16 protein-coding genes are annotated in these 19,810 nt (G+C 43.7%); 8 read left to right on the top strand and 8 right to left on the bottom strand.

What is annotated here, in order from left to right:
* Positions 1–63 precede the first annotated feature (63 nt).
* From GO493_RS10795 to GO493_RS10765, 7 genes are all read left to right on the top strand, one after another.
* Positions 64–912 (top strand): FixH family protein, encoded by an 849-nt coding sequence (locus GO493_RS10795; protein ID WP_157306176.1) that lies wholly within the window; start codon positions 64–66, stop codon positions 910–912.
* 46 nt (positions 913–958) lie between these two features.
* Positions 959–2,959 carry a TonB-dependent receptor plug domain-containing protein gene (locus tag GO493_RS10790; RefSeq protein WP_157306175.1) on the top strand — a complete coding sequence of 667 codons (2,001 nt, stop codon included), beginning with the start codon at positions 959–961 and terminating at the stop codon, positions 2,957–2,959.
* Positions 2,960–2,996: 37 nt separating this feature from the next.
* Positions 2,997–3,419 (top strand): DUF3995 domain-containing protein, encoded by a 423-nt coding sequence (locus GO493_RS10785; protein ID WP_157306174.1) that lies wholly within the window; start codon positions 2,997–2,999, stop codon positions 3,417–3,419.
* Between the two features lie 120 nt (positions 3,420–3,539).
* Positions 3,540–4,145 carry a TetR/AcrR family transcriptional regulator gene (locus GO493_RS10780; RefSeq protein ID WP_157306173.1) on the top strand — a complete coding sequence of 202 codons (606 nt, stop codon included), beginning with the start codon at positions 3,540–3,542 and terminating at the stop codon, positions 4,143–4,145.
* Positions 4,146–4,380: 235 nt separating this feature from the next.
* Positions 4,381–5,718, top strand: a complete 1,338-nt coding sequence (locus tag GO493_RS10775) for a TolC family protein (RefSeq protein WP_157306172.1) — start codon at positions 4,381–4,383, stop codon at positions 5,716–5,718.
* Positions 5,719–5,727: 9 nt separating this feature from the next.
* A complete protein-coding gene (locus GO493_RS10770; protein WP_157306171.1) occupies positions 5,728–6,786 on the top strand; it encodes an efflux RND transporter periplasmic adaptor subunit in 1,059 nt (352 codons plus the stop codon).
* Positions 6,787–6,805: 19 nt separating this feature from the next.
* The gene (locus GO493_RS10765) at positions 6,806–9,946 is read left to right on the top strand and encodes an efflux RND transporter permease subunit (protein WP_157306170.1); all 3,141 of its coding nucleotides are present in this window, start codon (positions 6,806–6,808) and stop codon (positions 9,944–9,946) included.
* A gap of 17 nt (positions 9,947–9,963) precedes the next feature.
* On the opposite strand, the gene GO493_RS10760 is transcribed toward GO493_RS10765, so the two are convergent.
* The 6 genes from GO493_RS10760 to GO493_RS10735 form a co-directional block, all read right to left on the bottom strand.
* On the bottom strand, positions 9,964–11,313 hold the full coding sequence (locus GO493_RS10760; RefSeq protein ID WP_157306169.1) for a HupE/UreJ family protein: 1,350 nt from the start codon (positions 11,311–11,313) through the stop codon (positions 9,964–9,966).
* 10 nt (positions 11,314–11,323) lie between these two features.
* Positions 11,324–12,733 carry a DUF3500 domain-containing protein gene (locus tag GO493_RS10755; RefSeq protein WP_157306168.1) on the bottom strand — a complete coding sequence of 470 codons (1,410 nt, stop codon included), beginning with the start codon at positions 12,731–12,733 and terminating at the stop codon, positions 11,324–11,326.
* 180 nt (positions 12,734–12,913) lie between these two features.
* On the bottom strand, positions 12,914–13,597 hold the full coding sequence (locus tag GO493_RS10750; protein WP_157306167.1) for a LytR/AlgR family response regulator transcription factor: 684 nt from the start codon (positions 13,595–13,597) through the stop codon (positions 12,914–12,916).
* Entirely contained in the window at positions 13,597–14,655 is a 1,059-nt protein-coding gene (locus GO493_RS10745; protein WP_157306166.1) for a sensor histidine kinase, read from the bottom strand. The genes GO493_RS10750 and GO493_RS10745 overlap by 1 nt, the downstream gene beginning before the upstream one ends.
* Before the next feature lie 130 nt (positions 14,656–14,785).
* On the bottom strand, positions 14,786–15,166 hold the full coding sequence (locus tag GO493_RS10740; protein ID WP_157306165.1) for a VOC family protein: 381 nt from the start codon (positions 15,164–15,166) through the stop codon (positions 14,786–14,788).
* A 146-nt stretch (positions 15,167–15,312) separates the two neighbouring features.
* Positions 15,313–16,119 carry an AraC family transcriptional regulator gene (locus GO493_RS10735; RefSeq protein WP_157306508.1) on the bottom strand — a complete coding sequence of 269 codons (807 nt, stop codon included), beginning with the start codon at positions 16,117–16,119 and terminating at the stop codon, positions 15,313–15,315.
* A gap of 194 nt (positions 16,120–16,313) precedes the next feature.
* Between GO493_RS10735 and GO493_RS10730 the strand changes: the two genes are divergently transcribed.
* Positions 16,314–17,150 carry a universal stress protein gene (locus tag GO493_RS10730; protein ID WP_157306164.1) on the top strand — a complete coding sequence of 279 codons (837 nt, stop codon included), beginning with the start codon at positions 16,314–16,316 and terminating at the stop codon, positions 17,148–17,150.
* A 64-nt stretch (positions 17,151–17,214) separates the two neighbouring features.
* Here the strand turns inward: GO493_RS10730 and GO493_RS10725 are convergent, their stop codons facing one another.
* Both GO493_RS10725 and GO493_RS10720 read right to left on the bottom strand, forming a co-directional pair.
* Positions 17,215–18,051, bottom strand: a complete 837-nt coding sequence (locus GO493_RS10725; protein ID WP_157306163.1) for an adenine nucleotide alpha hydrolase family protein — start codon at positions 18,049–18,051, stop codon at positions 17,215–17,217.
* A gap of 34 nt (positions 18,052–18,085) precedes the next feature.
* The gene (locus GO493_RS10720; protein WP_157306162.1) at positions 18,086–19,810 is read right to left on the bottom strand and encodes a hypothetical protein; all 1,725 of its coding nucleotides are present in this window, start codon (positions 19,808–19,810) and stop codon (positions 18,086–18,088) included.

Here is a 19,810-nt window from a genome sequence, read left to right as displayed (position 1 = left end):
AACCGCTTAATGACTGCTTTACATGGCAGCCAAACGGAATCTTATTTCCCTGATTATTGAATAATGAAACGTAACATACTCAGCCTTTTTATTGTATTTTCTATCAGCCTCTTTACCATTTCCTGCAGCAAAGACGATACAGATAAACAGAATGTAAATGAAACTGCTAACCTGGAACTTGTAACCATCCTGATAAATAATAATCACAAAGTAGAAATATATAACAGTAATGGACAGCTGAATAACGGCTATAATGAGATCTTTGTAAGGATTAAAGATAACGCAGGTACATATATCAATAACGCTTCCCTGGAATGGAATCCCGTAATGCATATGATGAGCATGAGCCATTCCTGTCCATATTCTGCAATAACCCGTGTACTAGGCACACAGACCCTTTACAGCGGTTATATTATTTTCCAGATGGCAGGAAATGAATCAGAATATTGGGAGCTGACCATCAATTACACTATCGGTGGAAAGAACTTTTCAGTTCAGGGCCGGATTAACGTCAGCCAATCTGAAAAAAGGACCTTGAATGTATTCACCGGTACTGACGGAGTAAAATATATCCTTGCTATGATTGAACCTGCTGTTCCCAAAGTAGCAGTGAATACCATGACAGCAGTGCTTTATAAAATGGAGAGCATGTCGGCCTTTACGGTAGCAGACAACTTCAGGATAAAGATAGATCCCCGTATGCCGGGAATGAACAATCATACTTCTCCCAATAATAAGGCCCTTACTCAGAGCAATACCGGCGGGGTTTACAAAGGAGCGCTCAGCCTTACTATGACAGGTTATTGGAAGATCAACCTCCAGCTGGAAGATGCACAGGGCAACCTGCTGAAAGGAGAACCGGTTACAGAGACTAACGAAAGCAGCAGCATCTGGTTTGAAATTGAATTTTAATGTCCCGCCGCAGCCTTGAAAGAGGCTGCGGCAATATAATAGTACAATGAAATATCTTTTATTGGTGCTGACTAGTTTATTGACAGGCATGACAGAACTCATGGGACAGCATGCTGAACATAAGGATAGCATCGCTAATCAACAACTCAAAGAAGTGGTGGTTATCGGACAGCTCAGCACAAACAAAGCGAAGACAATGAGAGTGCTGTCCTCGCTCGATAATTATCTCGATGAATCTGTCAGTATAGACATGGTAAAGAGAGGGGCCTACGCCTGGGAGCCAATGCTTAACGGAATGACCACAGAACGGAGCGTGATCACGATCGATGGTATGCGCATCTACGGCGCCTGTACCGATAAAATGGACCCGGTCACTTCCTATGTTGACATTACCAATCTTTCACAGGCAAAAATAAGCCATGGACAAGCCGGAGCTGCCAGCGGAGCCACAATTGCAGGCAGTATCGACTTTATGCGTAAGAAATCCGGGTTTGATAAAGAGCCACTGGCAGGTAATATCTTTACCGGATTGGAATCTTCCAATATGCAGAAAATTACCGGCGCTTCCATCCACCATTCAGCAAATCGCTTCTTCAGCGACCTGGACTTTATTTACCGGGATGCCGGTAACTATAAAACCGGCGGGGGAGAAGAAGTACCATGGTCGCAGTTCACTAAATATAATCTCTCTGCAACTACAGGGTATAAGCTGGACAGTAGCCGGCATATAGAGACCTCCCTCATATTTGATAAAGCTACCAACGTAGGTTATCCCGCTTTGCCAATGGATGTATCGCTGGCACAGGCCCTGATCGCTTCTCTTTCGTATTATTATCATCCGGTAAAAAGTATAATATCGGAATGGGAAACAAAGATCTACTATAATACTGTTAAGCATATTATGGATGACAGCAAAAGACCGGATGTCCCCATCAGAATGGATATGCCTGGCTGGACAAAAACAACGGGCTTCTATTCAAAGATAAACGGGCGCTTTGGCCGTCATAGCTGGAATACAGGAGTATCAGCACATATCAATAGCTCGCTGGCTGAAATGACAATGTTCTCAGATACTCCCGGTGAAAAAGATATGTTCATGCTTACCTGGCCTGATGTCAATACAGTATATGGTAACCTGTTCGTTGAAGATCGATTGCAATGGTCAGCAGCATGGTACTCAGAGTTCTCCGGCGGACTGGGATTTCAACGTAATACTGTCAGAAGTGAGTTCGGACTGAGCAGCCTCAGGATCTTTTACCCGGCTATGGACAAAGGGAAAAACCGCTTTTTGCCTGCTTGGTCTTTCAGTATTAACCGTAAGACCATTTCCTGGTTACATACACTCCGCATTGGCTATGGTGAACGGGCTCCCTCTGTGTCTGAAGGATATGGGTTTTATCTGTTCAATAGCGCTAACCGCTTTGATTATATCGGCAACCCCTTCCTGGAAAACGAAAGATCGCTGGAAGCAGGCCTGTCTTCAAACTACCGGTCTTCCCGGTTAACGGTTAAAATGCAGGCTAACTATTTTCATATACTTGATTATATCATTGGCAGGGTAGATGCTGAATTTGCACCTATGACTATAGGAGCTCAGGGAGTAAAGGTATATGAGCAGCTTTCTGCCGCTGATATCCTGAGCCTGGGACTGGAAGCTAATTACCGGTTAGGAGAAATGTTTGAAGCTAATACAGGGTTTTCATATAAATTTGGGCGCAGTAAGCAGGGAGATAAGCTCCCGATGATGCAGCCATTCAGCTATCTGTTGGGTGTAATCTTTCGTAAACAGACTTTTACCGCAGAAGCAAATGTTCAGGGATCTGCAGCATATGCTGATTATAGTCCGGCATTCGGTGAAACTCCTGCCGCTGCTTATTATACGGTGAACGCATCCCTGGGTAAGAGTTTTTCTTTCTCCGGACAGCGTTTAAGATTGAAAACAGGAGTAGAGAATCTGTTAGACAGGAACTATACAACATTTGCTGATTGGAACCGTATTCCACGAATGGGCAGAAATATTTTCGTAAATGTGATCTATTCCTTCTGAGTATCATATTTGACTCATCTCTTTATATTTATCCACCATGGAAATGATCTTAACCTTATTCAATTCGGTAGTATTCATCTCATTAGCCTTGTTACATTTTTACTGGGCCTTTGGAGGTACATTCGGTATGCACGCAGTTATACCAACAGATAGTAGTGGAGGTAAACTGTTCATGCCCGGAAAAATAGCAACAATAACTGTTGCTCTCGGGTTATTGGCATTTGCTGCGATCAACATTGGATATGCAGGATGGATAGAGACAGGTTTGGAGAGAGGCATTATCAGGTACGCCATGTGGTGTATCGTCGCCATTTTTACCTTACGCACAATAGGCGATTTCCGTTATGTCGGTTTTTCTAAACGGCTGAAAGGATCAACCTTTGCAAAGATGGATACGCTCTATTATAGTCCTCTATGTTTGATGCTGGCTATAACGCATATTTTACTCATCTGGCTTTAATTTATTGATTCGTAGTGTTTTAGGGGCATTCTGACATCTTTTTTAGCAAATTTGTTAAGAAAGATTTGGCGGCTTCAGGAATTTGCCTACCTTTGTTTAGCAAAATTGTTAAAAAAGAATATGCCGGTAAAGGATGCTCAGACAGAACAGTTGATAAAAGAAACCGCTATGCGCATTTTCTTTGTGGAAGGAAGACTGCATGCTACTACACAGGTCATTGCAGATGAAGCAGGCGTGAACAGGGGGCTTATTTACTATTATTTCAAGAGCAGGGACATATTGTTCCAGGAAGTATTTAAAGAAGCCATGATGGTTATTCATAACCGGTTGCATGAATTATTCCTTTCCAAAACAATTGCTTTTCGGGATAAAATAGGTCAGTTTGTGGAACTATTCATAAACCAGAGCATTAAGTATCCTTACCTGGAGGTTTTCCTGGTTACAGAAGTGAACAGGGATGACTTCACCCCCCCTGTCAGCTTAAATGCAGAAATAAGAGACGAGATGCTAAGTCATATAGGAAAAGACCTGGAAAACGAGATCAGGAACGGTGGCTTACCTAAGATGTCTGTCGAACAATTCATGACCAACCTTGTATCCCTTTGTGCTTATCCGATCCTGTTCAGACCCATGCTGCAACATATGATGAAGATGGATGACAAGGCATACTGGAAGATGATCAACGAGAGAAAGAAACTCATAATGAACGTATTATTCAGGAACTGATTTTTTTTGCTCTTTAATTAACAAAAATGCTAAAAAAGATATAGGCGGTAAGCATATATTTTTTTGCTTCATGTTTAGCAAAATTGTTAAATAGAAAGACGAACAGTGAACATATATTTTTTTGCCTTTTAATTAGCAAAAATGCTAAAAATAGATTTCTCATAGATTTTACATTCCACCTCCAGGGCGGATATTTTTTGCCTTTTAATTAACAAAATTGCTAAACATAGAAAGTATGATAAAAAAAGTTTTCATTTTCATGTGCATTGCCTGTATGGCAAATGAGGCCTCGGCTCAGGGCCCGCTTAGCCTCTCGCAATGCATAGACTCGGCACTGCAGAATAGTCTGCAGATAAAAAGCGACAATTACGACCTCGACAAAACAAAAGCATCCATCGGCCAGGCCTACAGTAGCCTCCTGCCATCCGTAAACGGCAGCGGTTCCTACCAGTATCAGTTTAAAGTACCAGTACAGGTTATCCCGGCAGAAGCATTCGGCGGACAGCCCGGAACATATCAAACCCTGCAGTTCAGCGTACCTCAGTCTAAATCACTCACCGTAGATGCCAGCCAGACACTCTTTAACGCATCTTCACTGATCGCCCTGAAAGCAGCTAAAGTTGCTGTAAACAGGAACCTGCTGCAGATACAAAGCTCTAAAGAAGACCTGGTATACAATGTTTCTGCTACTTATTACAATATACAAACCATCATGAAGCAGATAGACCTGTACAGGAGTAACCTGGGCAACACAGATACCCTGCTGTCATCCACCACAGATCAGTTCAACGCCGGACTTGCTACCCGGACAGATGTAGACAGGCTCACAGTATCAAGAGATAACACCAAAGCTTCTCTTGAAAACAGTCTGAATAACCTGGAAAAACAGTACAATCTCCTGAAACTGTTGATGAACATCCCGATGGATCACCAACTGTCAGTCCAAAGAGAAGAATATGAGAATACCAGCTTCAACCTGGATGCACCACTGTTTGATCCTGAAAAAAAGACCAATTACTTACAGATAATAGAGAATAAACGTATTGCCGACCTGGAACGGCGGAATATAAAGGCAGGTTATCTCCCCACTTTATCATTGAGCGGTAGCCTGGGTTATTCAGGATACTATACTAACGCAAACCCATTCAAAAACCTGAATGACAAATGGTATCCTTCTTCCTCCATCGGCTTAAAACTCAGTGTTCCCATTTTCGATGGATTCAGTAAGAAATACCAGGTAAAACAGAAAGCAATTGAGATCAGGCAATACGATGTAAAGGCAGAACAAACAAAACAGCAGAATATGAAGGATGTCGCTAACGCCTATGCCGATCTCAAAAGTAATTTCCTTACCCTGCAAACCCAGAAGCGTAACCTGGCCCTGGCGCAGAAAGTCCTGGACGATGTCAACGTACAGTATAAAAGCGGTATTACCAAGGTGACCGATGTACTGAATTCCCAGTCTGAACTCTATTCAGCACAGAACAACTATATCAACGCATTGATCAATATAAAACAGGCAGAACTGGACCTTAAAAAAGCACAAGGTCTGTTATTAAATCAAACTCATTAAATCTTAACAATGAAAAAGATCCGTTACTCGATCGTTTTATTGATACTCGTTATCCTGATCGGCGCAGTAGTAATAAAACTGAACGCCAATAAAGAAGAAGTAGAAGCAAAGGTCTATCGTAAAGATCCCAATCTCAGGGCCACCGTACAGGTAGATACTGTAAAATACCGCCCTTTTGGAGAAACAACCTCTTTTTTAGGCGCCTTCGCCCCCGGCCGTGAAGTGACCATCTCTTCAGAAACAACCGGGAAAGTAGTGACCGTAGGGGTACAGGAAGGGAGTGCTGTAAATACAGGACATCTCATTGCCCAGCTGGATACAGAACTGCTGAAGGCCCAGCTGGCCTCCGCACAGGCCAGTTATGACAACGCAGTATCTACACTGAAGCGTTACGAACAGGCCGCAAGCGGAGTAACCCAATTGCAGATCGATAACGCCCGTACACAACTGCTCACCACAAAAGCACAGATAGATCAACTAAAGAAACAGATAAGAACATGCACTATCAGCGCTCCCTTTAGTGGCGTGATCACCAACAGGAATTTTGACCTCGGCGCTGTCGTGAGTGCAGGAGCACAGATTGCAGAACTAACTGATGTTAGCCACCTGAAACTGGAGATCAACGTTCCCGAAAAGAACATAGCTCAGTTCAGACAGAACCAGCACCTGGATGTTGTCACTGATGTATACCCCGATAAGATCTTTGAAGGCATAGTAGATATGGTAGCAATAAAGACAGATGCTTCCCATAACTACACCGTTAAGATCCTGGTAGCCAACAACAGGGAGAATACACTGAAAGCAGGTATGTACGGCCGCATTCTGCTGAAGGATGTAGCTTCTCCGGAAGCCATCAGCATACCCCGGTCTGCAATTGTTGGCTCTTCTAAACAACCGCAGGTATTTGTGATCAGAGATTCAGTTGCTGCTTTGAAAAATATCGAAGTAGGAGCCGGCAACGAAACCAGGGTACAGGTAACAAAAGGCCTGGAGCCCGGAGAACTGGTTGTTACCGGCGGACTGGTAAACCTGGTTGAAGGTAGTAAGGTGACAATAGCAAACAAGTAAAGCCATAAAAGGATAAACTATGTCAATAACTGAAATAGCTATAAAACGCCCCTCTCTCATTATCGTAATATTCCTGGTGCTGATCGGAGGAGGACTGTTCTGCTACAGCAAACTGAATTATGAGCTGATGCCCGATATGAGCCAGCCAACGCTGATCATCACTACTACTTATCCCGGCGCTGCCCCCAGCAATGTGGAACAGACTGTGACAAAAAAGATAGAAGATGTACTTAGCGGCATTGACCGTATTAAGAGCATCACCTCCCAGTCAATGGAAGGTAACTCCGTGATCCAGGCAGAATTTACAATGGGAACGGATATCGATGATAAGCAACAGGAAGTACAACGCAAGATCAACAACATCATGTCAGACCTGCCGGACGATGTTGAAACACCATCCATTTCAAAGGTTACCCCCAGCGATCAGCCTATAATGCAGCTGACTGCAACATCATCCCTGGATAACGCTAAGTTCTATGATATCATCAAGAACGAGATAAAGCCCCAGCTGCAGCAGATTTCCGGTGTGGGAAGCATTACACTGGTTGGTGGACAGGAAAGAGAGATACAGGTAAGCGTCAATAAAGATAAACTCGATTATTATAAGTTATCTATCACACAGGTTACAGCAGCTATCAATAAAGCTAACGCAGAATTTCCCACCGGTAAGATCAAGACAAGGGAAGAACAGATGACGGTAAGGATCACCGGCAAATTTACTTCCGTAGCACAGTTAAGTGACCTTACCATTGCACAGCCTGCAAACGGCAGCGTTATCAAACTGACTGATATTGCTTCTGTAAGCGACGTTGTAAAAGAGGTATCAGCAATAAACCGCTACAACGGCATAAACGGGATAGGGATACTGATCAAAAAACAAAACGGCGCCAATGCTGTAGAAATAAGCAAGCAGGTAAAACAACGCATTGACTATCTGCAGAATAAATACAGCGCCCAGAATGTTAAGATTGTCATTGCAGATGATACAGCAGATTTTACAATGGAATCGGCTGACGCCGTTACACATGACCTGGAAATAGCCATAGTACTGGTGGCAGTCATCATGCTCATTTTCCTGCATAGCCTGCGTGACTCGCTCATAGTACTGGTAGCCATTCCCGCCTCCCTCATCTCTACCTTTATAGTCATGTATCTGTTAGGATACTCTCTGAACCTGATGACGCTGCTGGCTTTATCGCTCGTGATAGGCATCCTGGTGGATGACTCGATCGTGGTACTGGAAAACATACATCGTCACCTGCACATGGGAAAACCCAAACGTCAGGCAGCACTGGAAGGACGTATGGAAATAGGGTTCTCCGCCCTGGCCATTACAATGGTGGATGTAGTCGTATTTGGACCAATAGCACTGGTAAATACCACTATATCCGCAATTCTCAGACAGTACTCACTGACCATAGTGACTGCAACCCTGATGAGTCTTTTCGTTTGCTATACCTTAACGCCATGGTTAGCTTCCCGTTTTGGTAAGATCACCATTCTGAATAAGAGTAACTGGTTGCATAAACCGCTCATATATTTTGAATCCTTCCTGGAATGGCTGACTGACTGGTATAGTAACGCATTACAATGGGTCCTGAAACATAAGCTGATCATGACATCTGTTGTCCTGTCATTATTCGTCGGACTGGCACTGATGATGCAAATGGGTATATTGGGTAGCGAGCTGGTAGCTACCGGCGATCAGGGAAAGATACAGCTGAAACTGGAGTATGATAAGAATACCACTACCATACAGAACAACCTGCGCACCAAACAGATTGAAGACTACCTGCTTGCCCAGCCAGAGGTGAAAGTAGTATTTGCCAACGTAGCAGGTCCCAGCACCACAGGACTGGAATCATCAACAGCAGTAGGCAGTGAGTATAAATCAGAGCTCACAGTGAAACTGGTGGACAGAAAAGAAAGATCGGTCTCTACAGAAGACTATATGATAAAGAAAAGCCGCGAGCTGGAAGCAAAATTCCCCGGAGTAAAGATCAGGTCAAGCGTTATCGGAATGGTAGCTTTCGGAGAACCTATCCAGATAGTACTGAATGCTGAAGACAGCAAAGTGTTGATGGAAGCAGCCAATGATCTCAAACACCGCATTGAGGCCATGCCAGGATCAAATGACGTTTCGCTGAGCGTTGAAGAAGGTAACCCCCAGGCGGAAGTAAATATTGATAGAGAAAAGATGGGACAACTGGGGCTCGACATTAATACAGTAGGCGCTTCTCTGCAGAACGCCTATGCAGGCAACACTGACGCCAAATACCGTGTAGGTACAGACGAATATGATATCAATGTGAAGTTTGACGATTTTGACAAACGAAATGTAGCTGACGTAGAGAACCTTACTTTCCTGAATACAGCAGGACAGCTGATAAAGTTATCGCAGTTTGCTACCGTAGTACAGGGTAGTGGCCCAAGTATACTGGAAAGGAAAGACCGCCGCACTTCAGTTACCGTGAAAAGTAATGTGCTGGGTATTACTTCCGGTATCCTGTCAGACAATATCAAACAATCCCTGAAAGAGCATCCTTTGCCCAAAAGTGTTGATATTAAGTGGAGCGGTGACACAGAACGTCAGGCAGATTCTATGGGGGCATTGGTCATTGCAATGATGGCTGCACTTGCCTTGATGTACCTGGTAATGGTAGCGCTCTACGACAGCTTTATCTATCCCTTCGTGGTACTGTTCTCCATACCGGTAGCCTTTATAGGCGCATTTCTGGCACTTAACCTGGCAAAATCCTCCATGAGCATGTTTACATTGTTAGGTATCATTATGTTGTTCGGTCTTGTGGCCAAAAACGCCATTTTGATCGTGGACTTTGCCAATCACCGGAAAGAGCATGGAGAGAGCACTTTTGATGCGCTGATAGCCGCGGGTAGAACAAGGTTACGTCCCATCCTGATGACAACCCTCGCCATGGTGGCAGGGATGTTACCCATCGCTTTGGCTAAGGGTGCAGGTTCTGAATGGAAGAATGGTCTTGGATGGGTATTGATAGGAGGTCTTTCCTCCAGCCTGGTGCTTACCATCTTTGTAGTACCTATGGTGTATTATGTGGTTGACATTGTGAAAGATAAGATAGCACGCATAAAAGGACCAAAAGCAGATGCTCCTCACGAACATCAGCTTTTGACAGAATAGTATAACAGTTGTAGGTTTTAAACAGATGCCCCACGGCTGTTTCTACAGCCGTGGTTTTCACAATACCTGTACCATCCATAGGCAATTACAGTTACAACTGCAATGAATAACACAAGCCATACATCATATTGAACATATTCTAAAACCAGCTCCGTAACAAAATTTGCCTTCCCTGAACTCCTTTCCACAATCCATGCCAGCGCAGCAACAGCCGCCAGCAAAGCGCCGCATATCCTGAACCATTTATAAAAGGGCGTTTTGCTCAGTAGTATCAGCCAGGGGATGATCATCGCTATAATGAGGAGCTGCATAAGCTCAATACCCAGGTTAAAACTGAGAATACTTAAAGCCAGGACTCCGGGACCGGTTTGCAGGTTGGACAGGATAGCAGCGAACGCTAATCCGTGTATTAAACCAAAACCTGCCGCTATATAAGCTTCCTTGCCTGGGAATAAGGGATATATAGCATGGATGGCTGAAACTAAAATAGAGACAGCAATTAATATCTCAATAGGTTGCGCCGGCAGCTTAAGCCAGCCTGCAGCCCCGATCAGTAAGGTAATGGAATGCCCTATAGTAAAGGCTGTAACAATTTTCAATAAGTGGATGACGCTATGCTTTGTACCTCCGGAATGGCCCCAACGCCTCCCATGCAGGAGGAGAGGAGCAGGGAGAAGCAACACCAGCAGGAACAATAAATGATCAATACCTTCCCTGATATGATGCATACCTAACTTCAGCATGCTCTTACAACCTTTCCACCAGCTTCCTTCTTCTAAATTTACCGCAAGCGGGTAGATCACATTATCTTTCATATCCCATCTTATTATACCCAGCTCAACCGGTTTTTCGCCGGTAGCACCCGCTTCCCAGTCATTTCTGACAGATACAAATGCCACATGATTGATTACCTGGTGAATGATCACATCATAATCGAAGTTGAACGCCCTGGTAGTTTCACCTGCTTGTGGTTGCAGTACCAGGTGGACGATTACCTCCCAGTATAATGGCCCGTTATCGACAGGCTGTCCCTTATCCATTCTCATATCAACTACTTCAACAAGCCATGGCAACCCCTTTTTTACATAAGGATGAATATGCGCTTTCAGGTATTCTTTTATTTGCGGGCCATATAACTTAACGGCATTTTCAGGGTCCCTGGTGATGTTATTCCCGAAAGCCAGCTCCAGTTCCGGTAAGGGGAGCTGCAGTTCTGCCTTTACCCTGTCCGGGCTTATATCGAGGAATACAAGGCTGTTGGGCGACGGATGCGCCCATGAAGTAGCAGATACAAGAACAAATATTGTTATGAAGAACAGCCGCCTGCTAAAAAGATGGCGGCTGTTCTTAAGTGTGTTATTTCTCATTATGATAATGTTACAGACCAATATAATCGCGGCTATGATCCCTCATCACGGTATGATAATGTATACCTGACATCACAACACCACTCTGGCAGATGAATTCAATCCAGACACTTGGCCCGTCAATTCTCACATAATCTGTATTGGTAGTAAAGAAAGAGCTTGCACTGCCGGAAGTACCACTGGTATTGCTGGCATAGCATACATATGTATCGGCCAGTTCATTCTGATAGATAGTTTTGAATGCAGCGGCCGATGTAGCATCCAGGTCATTCAGCCAGGGCGCCATGGCAGCAAGTACATTAGCCTGTGCGGTGGCGCTGAGTGTACTCACCTTGATCCCCTGCTTGGTGGTAGGGAAGGTATTGGTAGTAGAACCAGGCACCATTAACACATCGGAGAAAGTACCGGATATTTTTGCACTTGCCAGTTCTGTTGATGTAAAGGATGCCAGCATGGTAGCCATTCCTGTTTTTTCATCTGATAATGGAGTGTAGGTAGTACCACTGGTAGTAAAGCTCAGCGGCTCTACACCCTCATGCAGAGGTGTGATGCTTACTACAGAACCTGCATCATAGGTTATGTTTTGTGCATAGTGATGCCCTCCAAATTGCAGCATCCATTTACCGGTAGTACTTGGAGCACCGAGGAATGCAATCACATATTCATTGGCATTATAAGTTGTGCTGCCGCCACCATTGGTACCCAGGTAGTCATCAGCCAGTCTTATTTGTTCAAACTCATTATAGCCTTCATTGGCAGTAGCGCCGGAAGCTGCCTGTATCACGGCAAGAGCAGCAGTTTTCTGCGCTGTGGTAAGTGTGCTGAATTCCAGCCCGTTGCGGATGGATACGCCACCGGGAAGATTAGACCACTTTTTGGCATTGGTAAGGTTCAGTGTAAGTACTACGGTAGATTGCTGGGTGGATGTTAATGTAGCCAGGAATGTATTAGCAAGGCAAACAACCTGGGCAGCCCCGGTAAGAGAAGAACAGTCGCTTGTTGAAGCCGCATTCACCGTCAATGTAAGCGTACAGCTCTGACCACCGAATGTTATTGCAAAAGAAGCAGTGCCGCTGCTGGCCGGCGTACCTGATATGGTATAAGACAGATTGCCGGCGCCGCTGGCCAATGTGCCGGAAGAAAGAGTGGCCGTTAACCCTGTAACTCCTGTTGATGCAATGGCGGAACCTGCTGAATAAGTTACCCCGTTCCCGCCGGTATAAGGAACAGTTGCAGTACCGCTGTAAGCAACATTTATAGTGGCAGTGGCAGAGACCGTGGCTGACGAGCAATCTAAGGCTGATATAGACGCACTGGTTGTAGTGGTGCTTTCTGTTGCATCATCCTTCCTGCAGGCCATAAAGGCGACTACTGTTATCAGTGACGATACAGAGAAAAATAAGAGAAAACTTCTGCGCATATTTGTGGATTTGGTTTTTTACATCCTTCAGCGGCCGTTACTATGGTAGTCTGTTCATTGTTACTGTCTGTTCGCCTGCTTCTGTCCGGCCATTATTCAGTAGATGCAAAAATGTGCATGAAGTTTATTGACTTAATCCCTTTTGTGGTGAATAGGGGAGATTCAGGGGTGAATTTAGCTTCAGGGTTTAAACTGGAAAAAGAAGGCTTCCTCATAGCTGGTACCTATAGGGATTTCCTCACCGGCAATTGTGATGATCTTATTCCTGACTGTTTCAATACGGTTTAAAGGAACTATATAAGAACGGTGCACCCGTATAAAATCGCTGACAGGCAGTTTTTCCTGTAATGTTTTCATTGTCATTCTTACTACCAGGGCATTCTGGTTACGCAGGTGGATCTTGAGATAATTGTCCAGTCCTTCGATAAATAAGATATCGCCCAGAACAACTTTAACCAACCCGTAATCTGCTTTAAGCAGAAGAAAGCTGTCCTTGCCCGGTTGCATAAGTTTGTATTTTTCATAGGCCTTTTGCACCGCTTTTTCAAACCGCTTTACTGTAAAGGGCTTCAGCAGGTAGTCAACAGCGTCCAGGTCGTAGCTTTCAATGGCATATTCGCTGTAGGAAGTTGTGAAGATCAGCAGGGGCTTATGCTGCAGCGATTCATAGAACCGGATACCTGAAGTTGAAGGCATATTAATATCCAGGAAAAGCAGGTCAACAGGATGCTTTTCAAGGTACTGCAAAGCGGCGCCCGTTTTTGTAAAGGTCTTTTCGATGGAGACGAGATCAAGCCCTTTACAGAAGGTTTCGATCAGTTCCAGCGCCAGCGGCTCATCATCTATTGCAATAGCCTTTAACATTACAGATCAATTATAAGATGAACAGTATAGGTCATATTGTCTTCTTCTATATTCAGCCGGTGCCTGCCGGGATATAACAACTGAAGCCTTTCCCTCGTATTTTCAATACCAATACCGGTGGAATAATGTGTCTCCGAGATATGTACTTTCCTGTTGAATACCTTCAGGTAAAGCCTTGCATCCTCAACACTTATTTCTACATCTACGATACACTCATCATCATCAGGATTCACGCCATATTTGAAAGCATTCTCAATGTAGGTAATAAGTATCAGCGGCGCTATTTCCTTCCCGTTTAACAGCCCGCCATATTCAAACCGGATGTTGGCTGTATTACCTAAGCGGGACTTTTGAAGTTCAACATAATTCTCAATATAATCCAGCTCTTTCTGTAAAGGTATTTTATAATCCAGCGCATCTTTGATAATATAACGCATCAGCCCTGAAAGATTAATGATGGCTTCTGCAGCCCTTTCATCCTTTTTTACAGACAGGGCATAAATACTGTTCAGGGTATTGAACAGAAAGTGAGGATTGATCTGCGATTTCAGGGAATTGAGCTCTGCCTGTAATTTTTCTTCTTTGATATTCGCCAGGTGCTCCCGTATCCTGAGCATCAGCGAAAAGAATAAAGCTATAATGAACAGGTACAGGTGATGCTTCATTTCATCAAAGAGAAATGCAGGCAAAGTATCTTCTGCAGGCGCCACTCCTGCAGGAGGAGGCCCCGGAGGGAAAGGTACGCTGCCCGGTTTTACAAAAAGACGGCCTGTAACAACTGAGGGTATCGTGATAATAAGGACCAGGCACAGTATGATCAGACCGGTATATTGTATATACTTTCGCCTGTAATAAAGACGGGGTATCAGCTGGTAATAGTTGAGGTAGAAGAAAGCAAGTAAAAAGGCATTCCCGATTATATCGCGGATAAATGGCCTTGTAATTGTGAGGAATGGCTCCCCGGGAGGACGCGTAGATACCAGTACCGGCATCAGCAGGAAAACTGAGCAAAATAACAGGTGTAATAAAGCGTTGGTTTTTCTATTGTTCCCCGGCATCCTTTTTCAATAATTTTTATCAGGAGTAGTTTAACCACCGCTGATGGTCAGACTACTCCTTTCCCGAAGTTCGGTTTTTATTGCTATTTACATGCTATAAAGGGGTAAAATAGTGATTTGTTGGGGTAAATTATTTATCCTGTGGTGTATACTTTACAATATCAATTCCAACCCCGTTCGGGTCCTGTATAGCAAAATGCCTGTCACCCCATGGCTCATCCCTGATATCAATAACAATACCCACCTGCTTCTTTTTAATTTCATTATAGATCTTGTCAACATCCTCCACTTCAATTGTCAGGTACATTCCCTGTCCGGGAAATGCCCTATGGAATAACGGCTCCTGGCTGGGATGGTCAGGCAGTAAAAAACTTATCTCAGCTGTTCTGCCAGGAGTATGTAACAGAAGATAGAACTCATTTTCAAATGTTACCCCGAATCCCAGCACTTTCGTATAGAAGTCCTTGCTCTCAGCCAGTTTCTTAGTTACAATACCTGCATTTAATTTCATTTTACCTTGAGTTTTAGATTGTGAATATGCACTTATTGCTAAGCAAAGTGCCGCAAGAATTATGATTGATCGTTTCATACTACGTTGATTTAACGATACAAAGGTCTCACATATCACAATGTAAAGATTGTAAAAATCGGACAACTTTATCTTCCAAAGGCTTTACTGGGAGTAACACCATAAAAATTTTTGAACTCCTTGATAAAATGAGCCTGGTCATAATAACCGGCATCAAAGAAGAGCTTGTTGCTTCGGAGGCTTTGAGAGGACGGCTTTGCTTTTAAGATATTCTGGAACCTGACCACTTTACTGAAGGTCTTGGCTGTATCGCCAATATAGTATTCAAAAAGCCTGCGAAGCTGCCTTGAACTGATACCGTTGTTAAGATCATGTTCTACATCAATTACGCCCAGGTTCCTGAGTATGATCTGGATGGCCTCATAAAGCCTGCTGTCATTATCGAATGTCGTCCTTGAAAGATGTGCAAGAAAATAAGCATCAAATGTTTTCTTTATTTCTGCAGGCTTTTGTTCAATATGAAGATTGTTCTTTATAAACGTGGCAGTTGCTGGTATCACATTGTCTAAATGTTCATACCTGTTGCTTAACTCCCTTGCATTTATTTTAAACAACTGGGGGAACATCGTAGGCAGAAAACGGATACCTACGTAATTAAACGAATTATCAAGCGGAAACTCAGTGAATTTTTTACAGAAGCCCATCACATAACTATCCTGCGGATTATTCAGCTCAAAATAAATATCAATGCACCCATCAGCCACTACCCGGTAATTAAATTGCTCAGATAGCGCCTGTGTGGTCTGAAGCTGCCAGTAACAGTATATGTAGCTTTGCAGCTGCGGATGGGGCAAGAACTCCGCATAGGTAACATGATCGGCCGACTGCCTGACAGTCGGTTGAATAGGAGTGTATAATTGCCGGATATCTGTCATACTTTGCTTCAAAAATTACCGGACAAATTAGGAAATTATTCATATCCCGGCAACCGGGTGATAAAGAACAGTCTGCCTGATGACCAGGATCATTTAGCCGCACGGTAATTTATCGGAAATTTAAAACGCATACAAAATATGCAATGATCACCTGAAGCATAAATCTCATTTCCCACTCACAAAAAAATATATATATGAAAAAAATACTTGCAGTCATAGATGCTGTTAATTATAAAGAAGACCAGCTGGATGCTATCGAATATGTGTCCGGCACTTTTGACAATAACCTCACCATAGTTATGCTGGAAGATGTAAATAGTATTACAGCCCTGATGGCGCCGGACTTTACAACCGGAGTGCCGGGACACAGTTATGAAGTCGTAATAAAGATGGCAGAAGAAAAAGGGCGCATCATTAAGGAGAATACGCTCGCTTTACATAAGGCTTGCAAAGAGAGAAATATTACCTGTACAGTGCATAGTGATAAAGGGATGGCCGTAGAAGAAATTATTGTTGAAAGCCGGTTTGCAGACCTGTTAATGGTTAGCAGGGAATTGTCGTTTCCCTTTCTTTTCGATACCAATCCTACCGGATTTGTAAAGAATGTGTTAACCCAGGCACAATGTCCTGTACTGGTAATACCGGATAATCTCTTTGTGCCGAAAGGTGTTATATTCTCCTATAACGGAACATTCTCTTCCATGTACGCTATAAAGGCATTTACGGCCATTTTCCCGTTCCTTGTGTCAAAAGACTGCAAAGTCGTATACGTACGTGAAAAAGGACAGGATACTATTCCTCATGAAAAATTGCTGAAAGAATACCTGGAAAGCTATAATGGCAATATTGAATACAAGGTGTTGTCAGGACATGCAGATGAGAAATTATTGGATTACCTGGAAGATAAACCTGGTTACATCAGCACCTTTGGAGCTTATGGCAGAAGCAGGATATCCCGTTTCTTTAATAGCAGCAGCGCGGAAAATATATTGCGTAATATGAAAGGACCTATGTTTATTACGCATCCTTAATTAAGCTTTTCTGATAAAAAAAGATAGCGCCTGCAGGCGCTATCTTTTTTTATCAATGTAAATACTAATGATGGGCAATGAATACAGGCTGTGTAACAAGCTTCAATACCGGTGTAGCGTGACTTGGATTAAAAAGCGTCGAAAAAGCATTTCTGCCGAAAGCGCCCATTACTATGATATCCTTAGTCCGCGGTAGCAGGCTGTCCAGCAATTGATATTTTACATTGCCATCCTGTTCAATAAATTCGATATTGGTATAATGATCATGCAGCCATTCTTTCAACTTGTACTTTTCTTCAGGGGATGGCCTGTTATTATCCATAACAGTCATGACAACAACCGTTGTCTCTCTCAGCTCAGGGAAAAGATAAGTGAATTGTTTGATGGCAAATACCGAAGAGCTGCGGCCATCGTACGTAAAGACGATTTTATTCAACCCCTCGAAGCTTTCAGGTAAGATAATGACCGGGCATTCAGCATCTGCCAGTACATCTGTGACAAAGCGTGTCGGTACACTTTCTTTTTGGGCCGAAAAGGAGGTAGAAGCATCTATAAGCAACAGATCGGCATACCTGCTCTCAATAATCACATCTTCAAGCGGAATCCCTTTGTCACGGTGCACAATGCCTGTTACACCATTTTTTTCACAAATGGTTTTAAAAAGCTGTATATTATCTGATGTACATTGTTCCTTTAACTCATCGGTGTTATCAGTTTGCACATTGATACCGCCTTCCAGGGCTGCTTCTTTCAGCATTTTTGCAGGCCTGGCCTCTTTATAGAGGTTTTCGAGGAATATTCCTGTCAGTTTGGAACGGAAGAGAGTGCATAAATAACATGCGAAGTCAAGAGCAGAGGCCTCAAGTTTTACCGCATCAGTTACATAAAGTATCTTTTTCATGATAATTGTTTAAGTATTGGTAATTATAGGTTATCTAGATATGCCTTAACGCCGAATGCTTAAAATGCTCTACATCTTTCCAATGGAACGTATTGAGTATATTTTCCTTGCTGCACCATCCCCGCCTGGCCATCGTAACTCCCATTTGCATATAATCATAATGGCTGCATAGCTGCGCGCAGCTGTTAATCACAATTTTAACCCCTTCCTGCGCTGCTGCTCTCAGCAGCCGGTCAGAAAGATCAAGCCGTTGTGGTTGCGCATTCATTTCAAGGGCTGTACCAGTTAACGCTGCTTTTTTGAACAATTTTTGCCAGTCATATGCCCCCGGCTCATCTTCTCCTACAGTTCTTCCACTGGGATTAGATATGCAGTTTATATATGGATGCTCGCAGGCCCTGATAAACTTCTCCTCAAAATGATCATCATCAGGACCATTAACTATAGCCGTTATCCAATCGGCCTGACGCAGAAGCTGATCAGGGATATCTATACTGCCATCATCGGCTATTTCAACCAGTATACCCTTTTTAAGGAATGGGAAACCGGTTGCCCTGTTAACTGCATCTATCTCCGTAAATTGGAAAGGATAGACACTGGCCGGCAGCCGATCAGATACAACGATGTATTCATAATGAGGAAAAGCATTAAGAACATAATGTGCTATGGTGCTGAGCGAGGACTCGCCATTTCCATAACTGGTCTGGATCCGCATATCTCCGTTTATCTGGGAAAAACAGACCAGCTCCGGTAGCATTTTCCTGCCAGCCCGGTGAATTTCCCTGCCGCCTTCCCGTAATTCAGGAGGAATGTAAGACAACCCAAGATGGTTATATATGTCCGCTTCCGAACTTCCCCCGGCCCGGGTGCCGTTTTCAGTGTCAAACAAGCCAAGGGGAGAAAGCATATAGCCTTTTTTTATTGCACGCTCATTCAGCAGACTAAGGTGATCGGGAGAACCAGTATAGCACAATAGTGCAGCTCCGTATGATCTTTCATCTGCAATACGGATGTCAAGTTGTGTATTATTGTATAGCACAGCTGAAACCTTCTGCCAGCTCTGAGATACCATATCCTGCACCTGGGGAATTAACCTGAAGTGCTTCATGAAATTCTCCCTGTTCTCCTCTGCTACGTTCACCACCATATCAATGTCGCCAACAGTTTCAGCTCCCCTTCGCAGACTGCCGGTCAGAGATGCTTCTTCTACTTCAGGTATCAGCCTTACAACACGAAGTATTTCATTCCCCTGCAGTATTGCATCCCATAACAATAAGCGCGAACCTTTGGTCTTGCTGAGCTTCAGGCTTCTTTTCAGGTGATCGATCATGGCGTTACTGAAACCTTTCACCCGTTTCAACCTGCCTGACAGCAGTACAGTTTTCAACTGGTCCATATTATCGATATGTAGTTCTTCATGAAGCTTTTTTACCAGTTCGGGGCTAAAACCATCTACATCCAGGACCTCAAGTAACGCAATCGGCACTTTCGGCACCAGGTGTACATATCTTCTTAATGTACCCGTAGACATGAATTCTTCCACGTCTTTTCTCAGTGTTTCCTGCAATGCTGCGAGATATTCAGCCGGTTGTATATTGCCGTTGTCGCCTCTGAGCTTACTTGCCTGGACAGCTAGTCTGTTACAGGCTCTGGCTGCTGAAGACTTGCCCAGGTACCGGTAACAGCCGGACATAATATGGTATAAAGAAGACAATGCCTCTTTACAGCGCGGAAATATTGTTGAAGTAATAGCAGTCAT

The sequence above is a fragment of the Chitinophaga tropicalis genome (genome assembly GCF_009758205.1).
Taxonomy (GTDB): Bacteria; Bacteroidota; Bacteroidia; order Chitinophagales; family Chitinophagaceae; genus Chitinophaga; species Chitinophaga tropicalis.
This window is presented reverse-complemented; position numbering and strand designations above follow the sequence as displayed.

What these genes read in the sequence shown, in the direction of transcription:
- GO493_RS10720 (WP_157306162.1), bottom strand. Translation starts at nt 19,810, where the DNA reads ATGACTGCTATTACTTCAACAATATTTCCGCGCTGTAAAGAGGCATTG.
- GO493_RS10770 (WP_157306171.1), top strand. Translation starts at nt 5,728, where the DNA reads ATGAAAAAGATCCGTTACTCGATCGTTTTATTGATACTCGTTATCCTG.
- GO493_RS10730 (WP_157306164.1), top strand. Translation starts at nt 16,314, where the DNA reads ATGAAAAAAATACTTGCAGTCATAGATGCTGTTAATTATAAAGAAGAC.
- GO493_RS10750 (WP_157306167.1), bottom strand. Translation starts at nt 13,597, where the DNA reads ATGTTAAAGGCTATTGCAATAGATGATGAGCCGCTGGCGCTGGAACTG.
- GO493_RS10760 (WP_157306169.1), bottom strand. Translation starts at nt 11,313, where the DNA reads ATGAGAAATAACACACTTAAGAACAGCCGCCATCTTTTTAGCAGGCGG.
- GO493_RS10745 (WP_157306166.1), bottom strand. Translation starts at nt 14,655, where the DNA reads ATGCCGGGGAACAATAGAAAAACCAACGCTTTATTACACCTGTTATTT.
- GO493_RS10765 (WP_157306170.1), top strand. Translation starts at nt 6,806, where the DNA reads ATGTCAATAACTGAAATAGCTATAAAACGCCCCTCTCTCATTATCGTA.
- GO493_RS10785 (WP_157306174.1), top strand. Translation starts at nt 2,997, where the DNA reads ATGGAAATGATCTTAACCTTATTCAATTCGGTAGTATTCATCTCATTA.
- GO493_RS10780 (WP_157306173.1), top strand. Translation starts at nt 3,540, where the DNA reads ATGCCGGTAAAGGATGCTCAGACAGAACAGTTGATAAAAGAAACCGCT.
- GO493_RS10740 (WP_157306165.1), bottom strand. Translation starts at nt 15,166, where the DNA reads ATGAAATTAAATGCAGGTATTGTAACTAAGAAACTGGCTGAGAGCAAG.
- GO493_RS10725 (WP_157306163.1), bottom strand. Translation starts at nt 18,051, where the DNA reads ATGAAAAAGATACTTTATGTAACTGATGCGGTAAAACTTGAGGCCTCT.
- GO493_RS10775 (WP_157306172.1), top strand. Translation starts at nt 4,381, where the DNA reads ATGATAAAAAAAGTTTTCATTTTCATGTGCATTGCCTGTATGGCAAAT.
- GO493_RS10755 (WP_157306168.1), bottom strand. Translation starts at nt 12,733, where the DNA reads ATGCGCAGAAGTTTTCTCTTATTTTTCTCTGTATCGTCACTGATAACA.
- GO493_RS10735 (WP_157306508.1), bottom strand. Translation starts at nt 16,119, where the DNA reads ATGACAGATATCCGGCAATTATACACTCCTATTCAACCGACTGTCAGG.
- GO493_RS10795 (WP_157306176.1), top strand. Translation starts at nt 64, where the DNA reads ATGAAACGTAACATACTCAGCCTTTTTATTGTATTTTCTATCAGCCTC.
- GO493_RS10790 (WP_157306175.1), top strand. Translation starts at nt 959, where the DNA reads ATGAAATATCTTTTATTGGTGCTGACTAGTTTATTGACAGGCATGACA.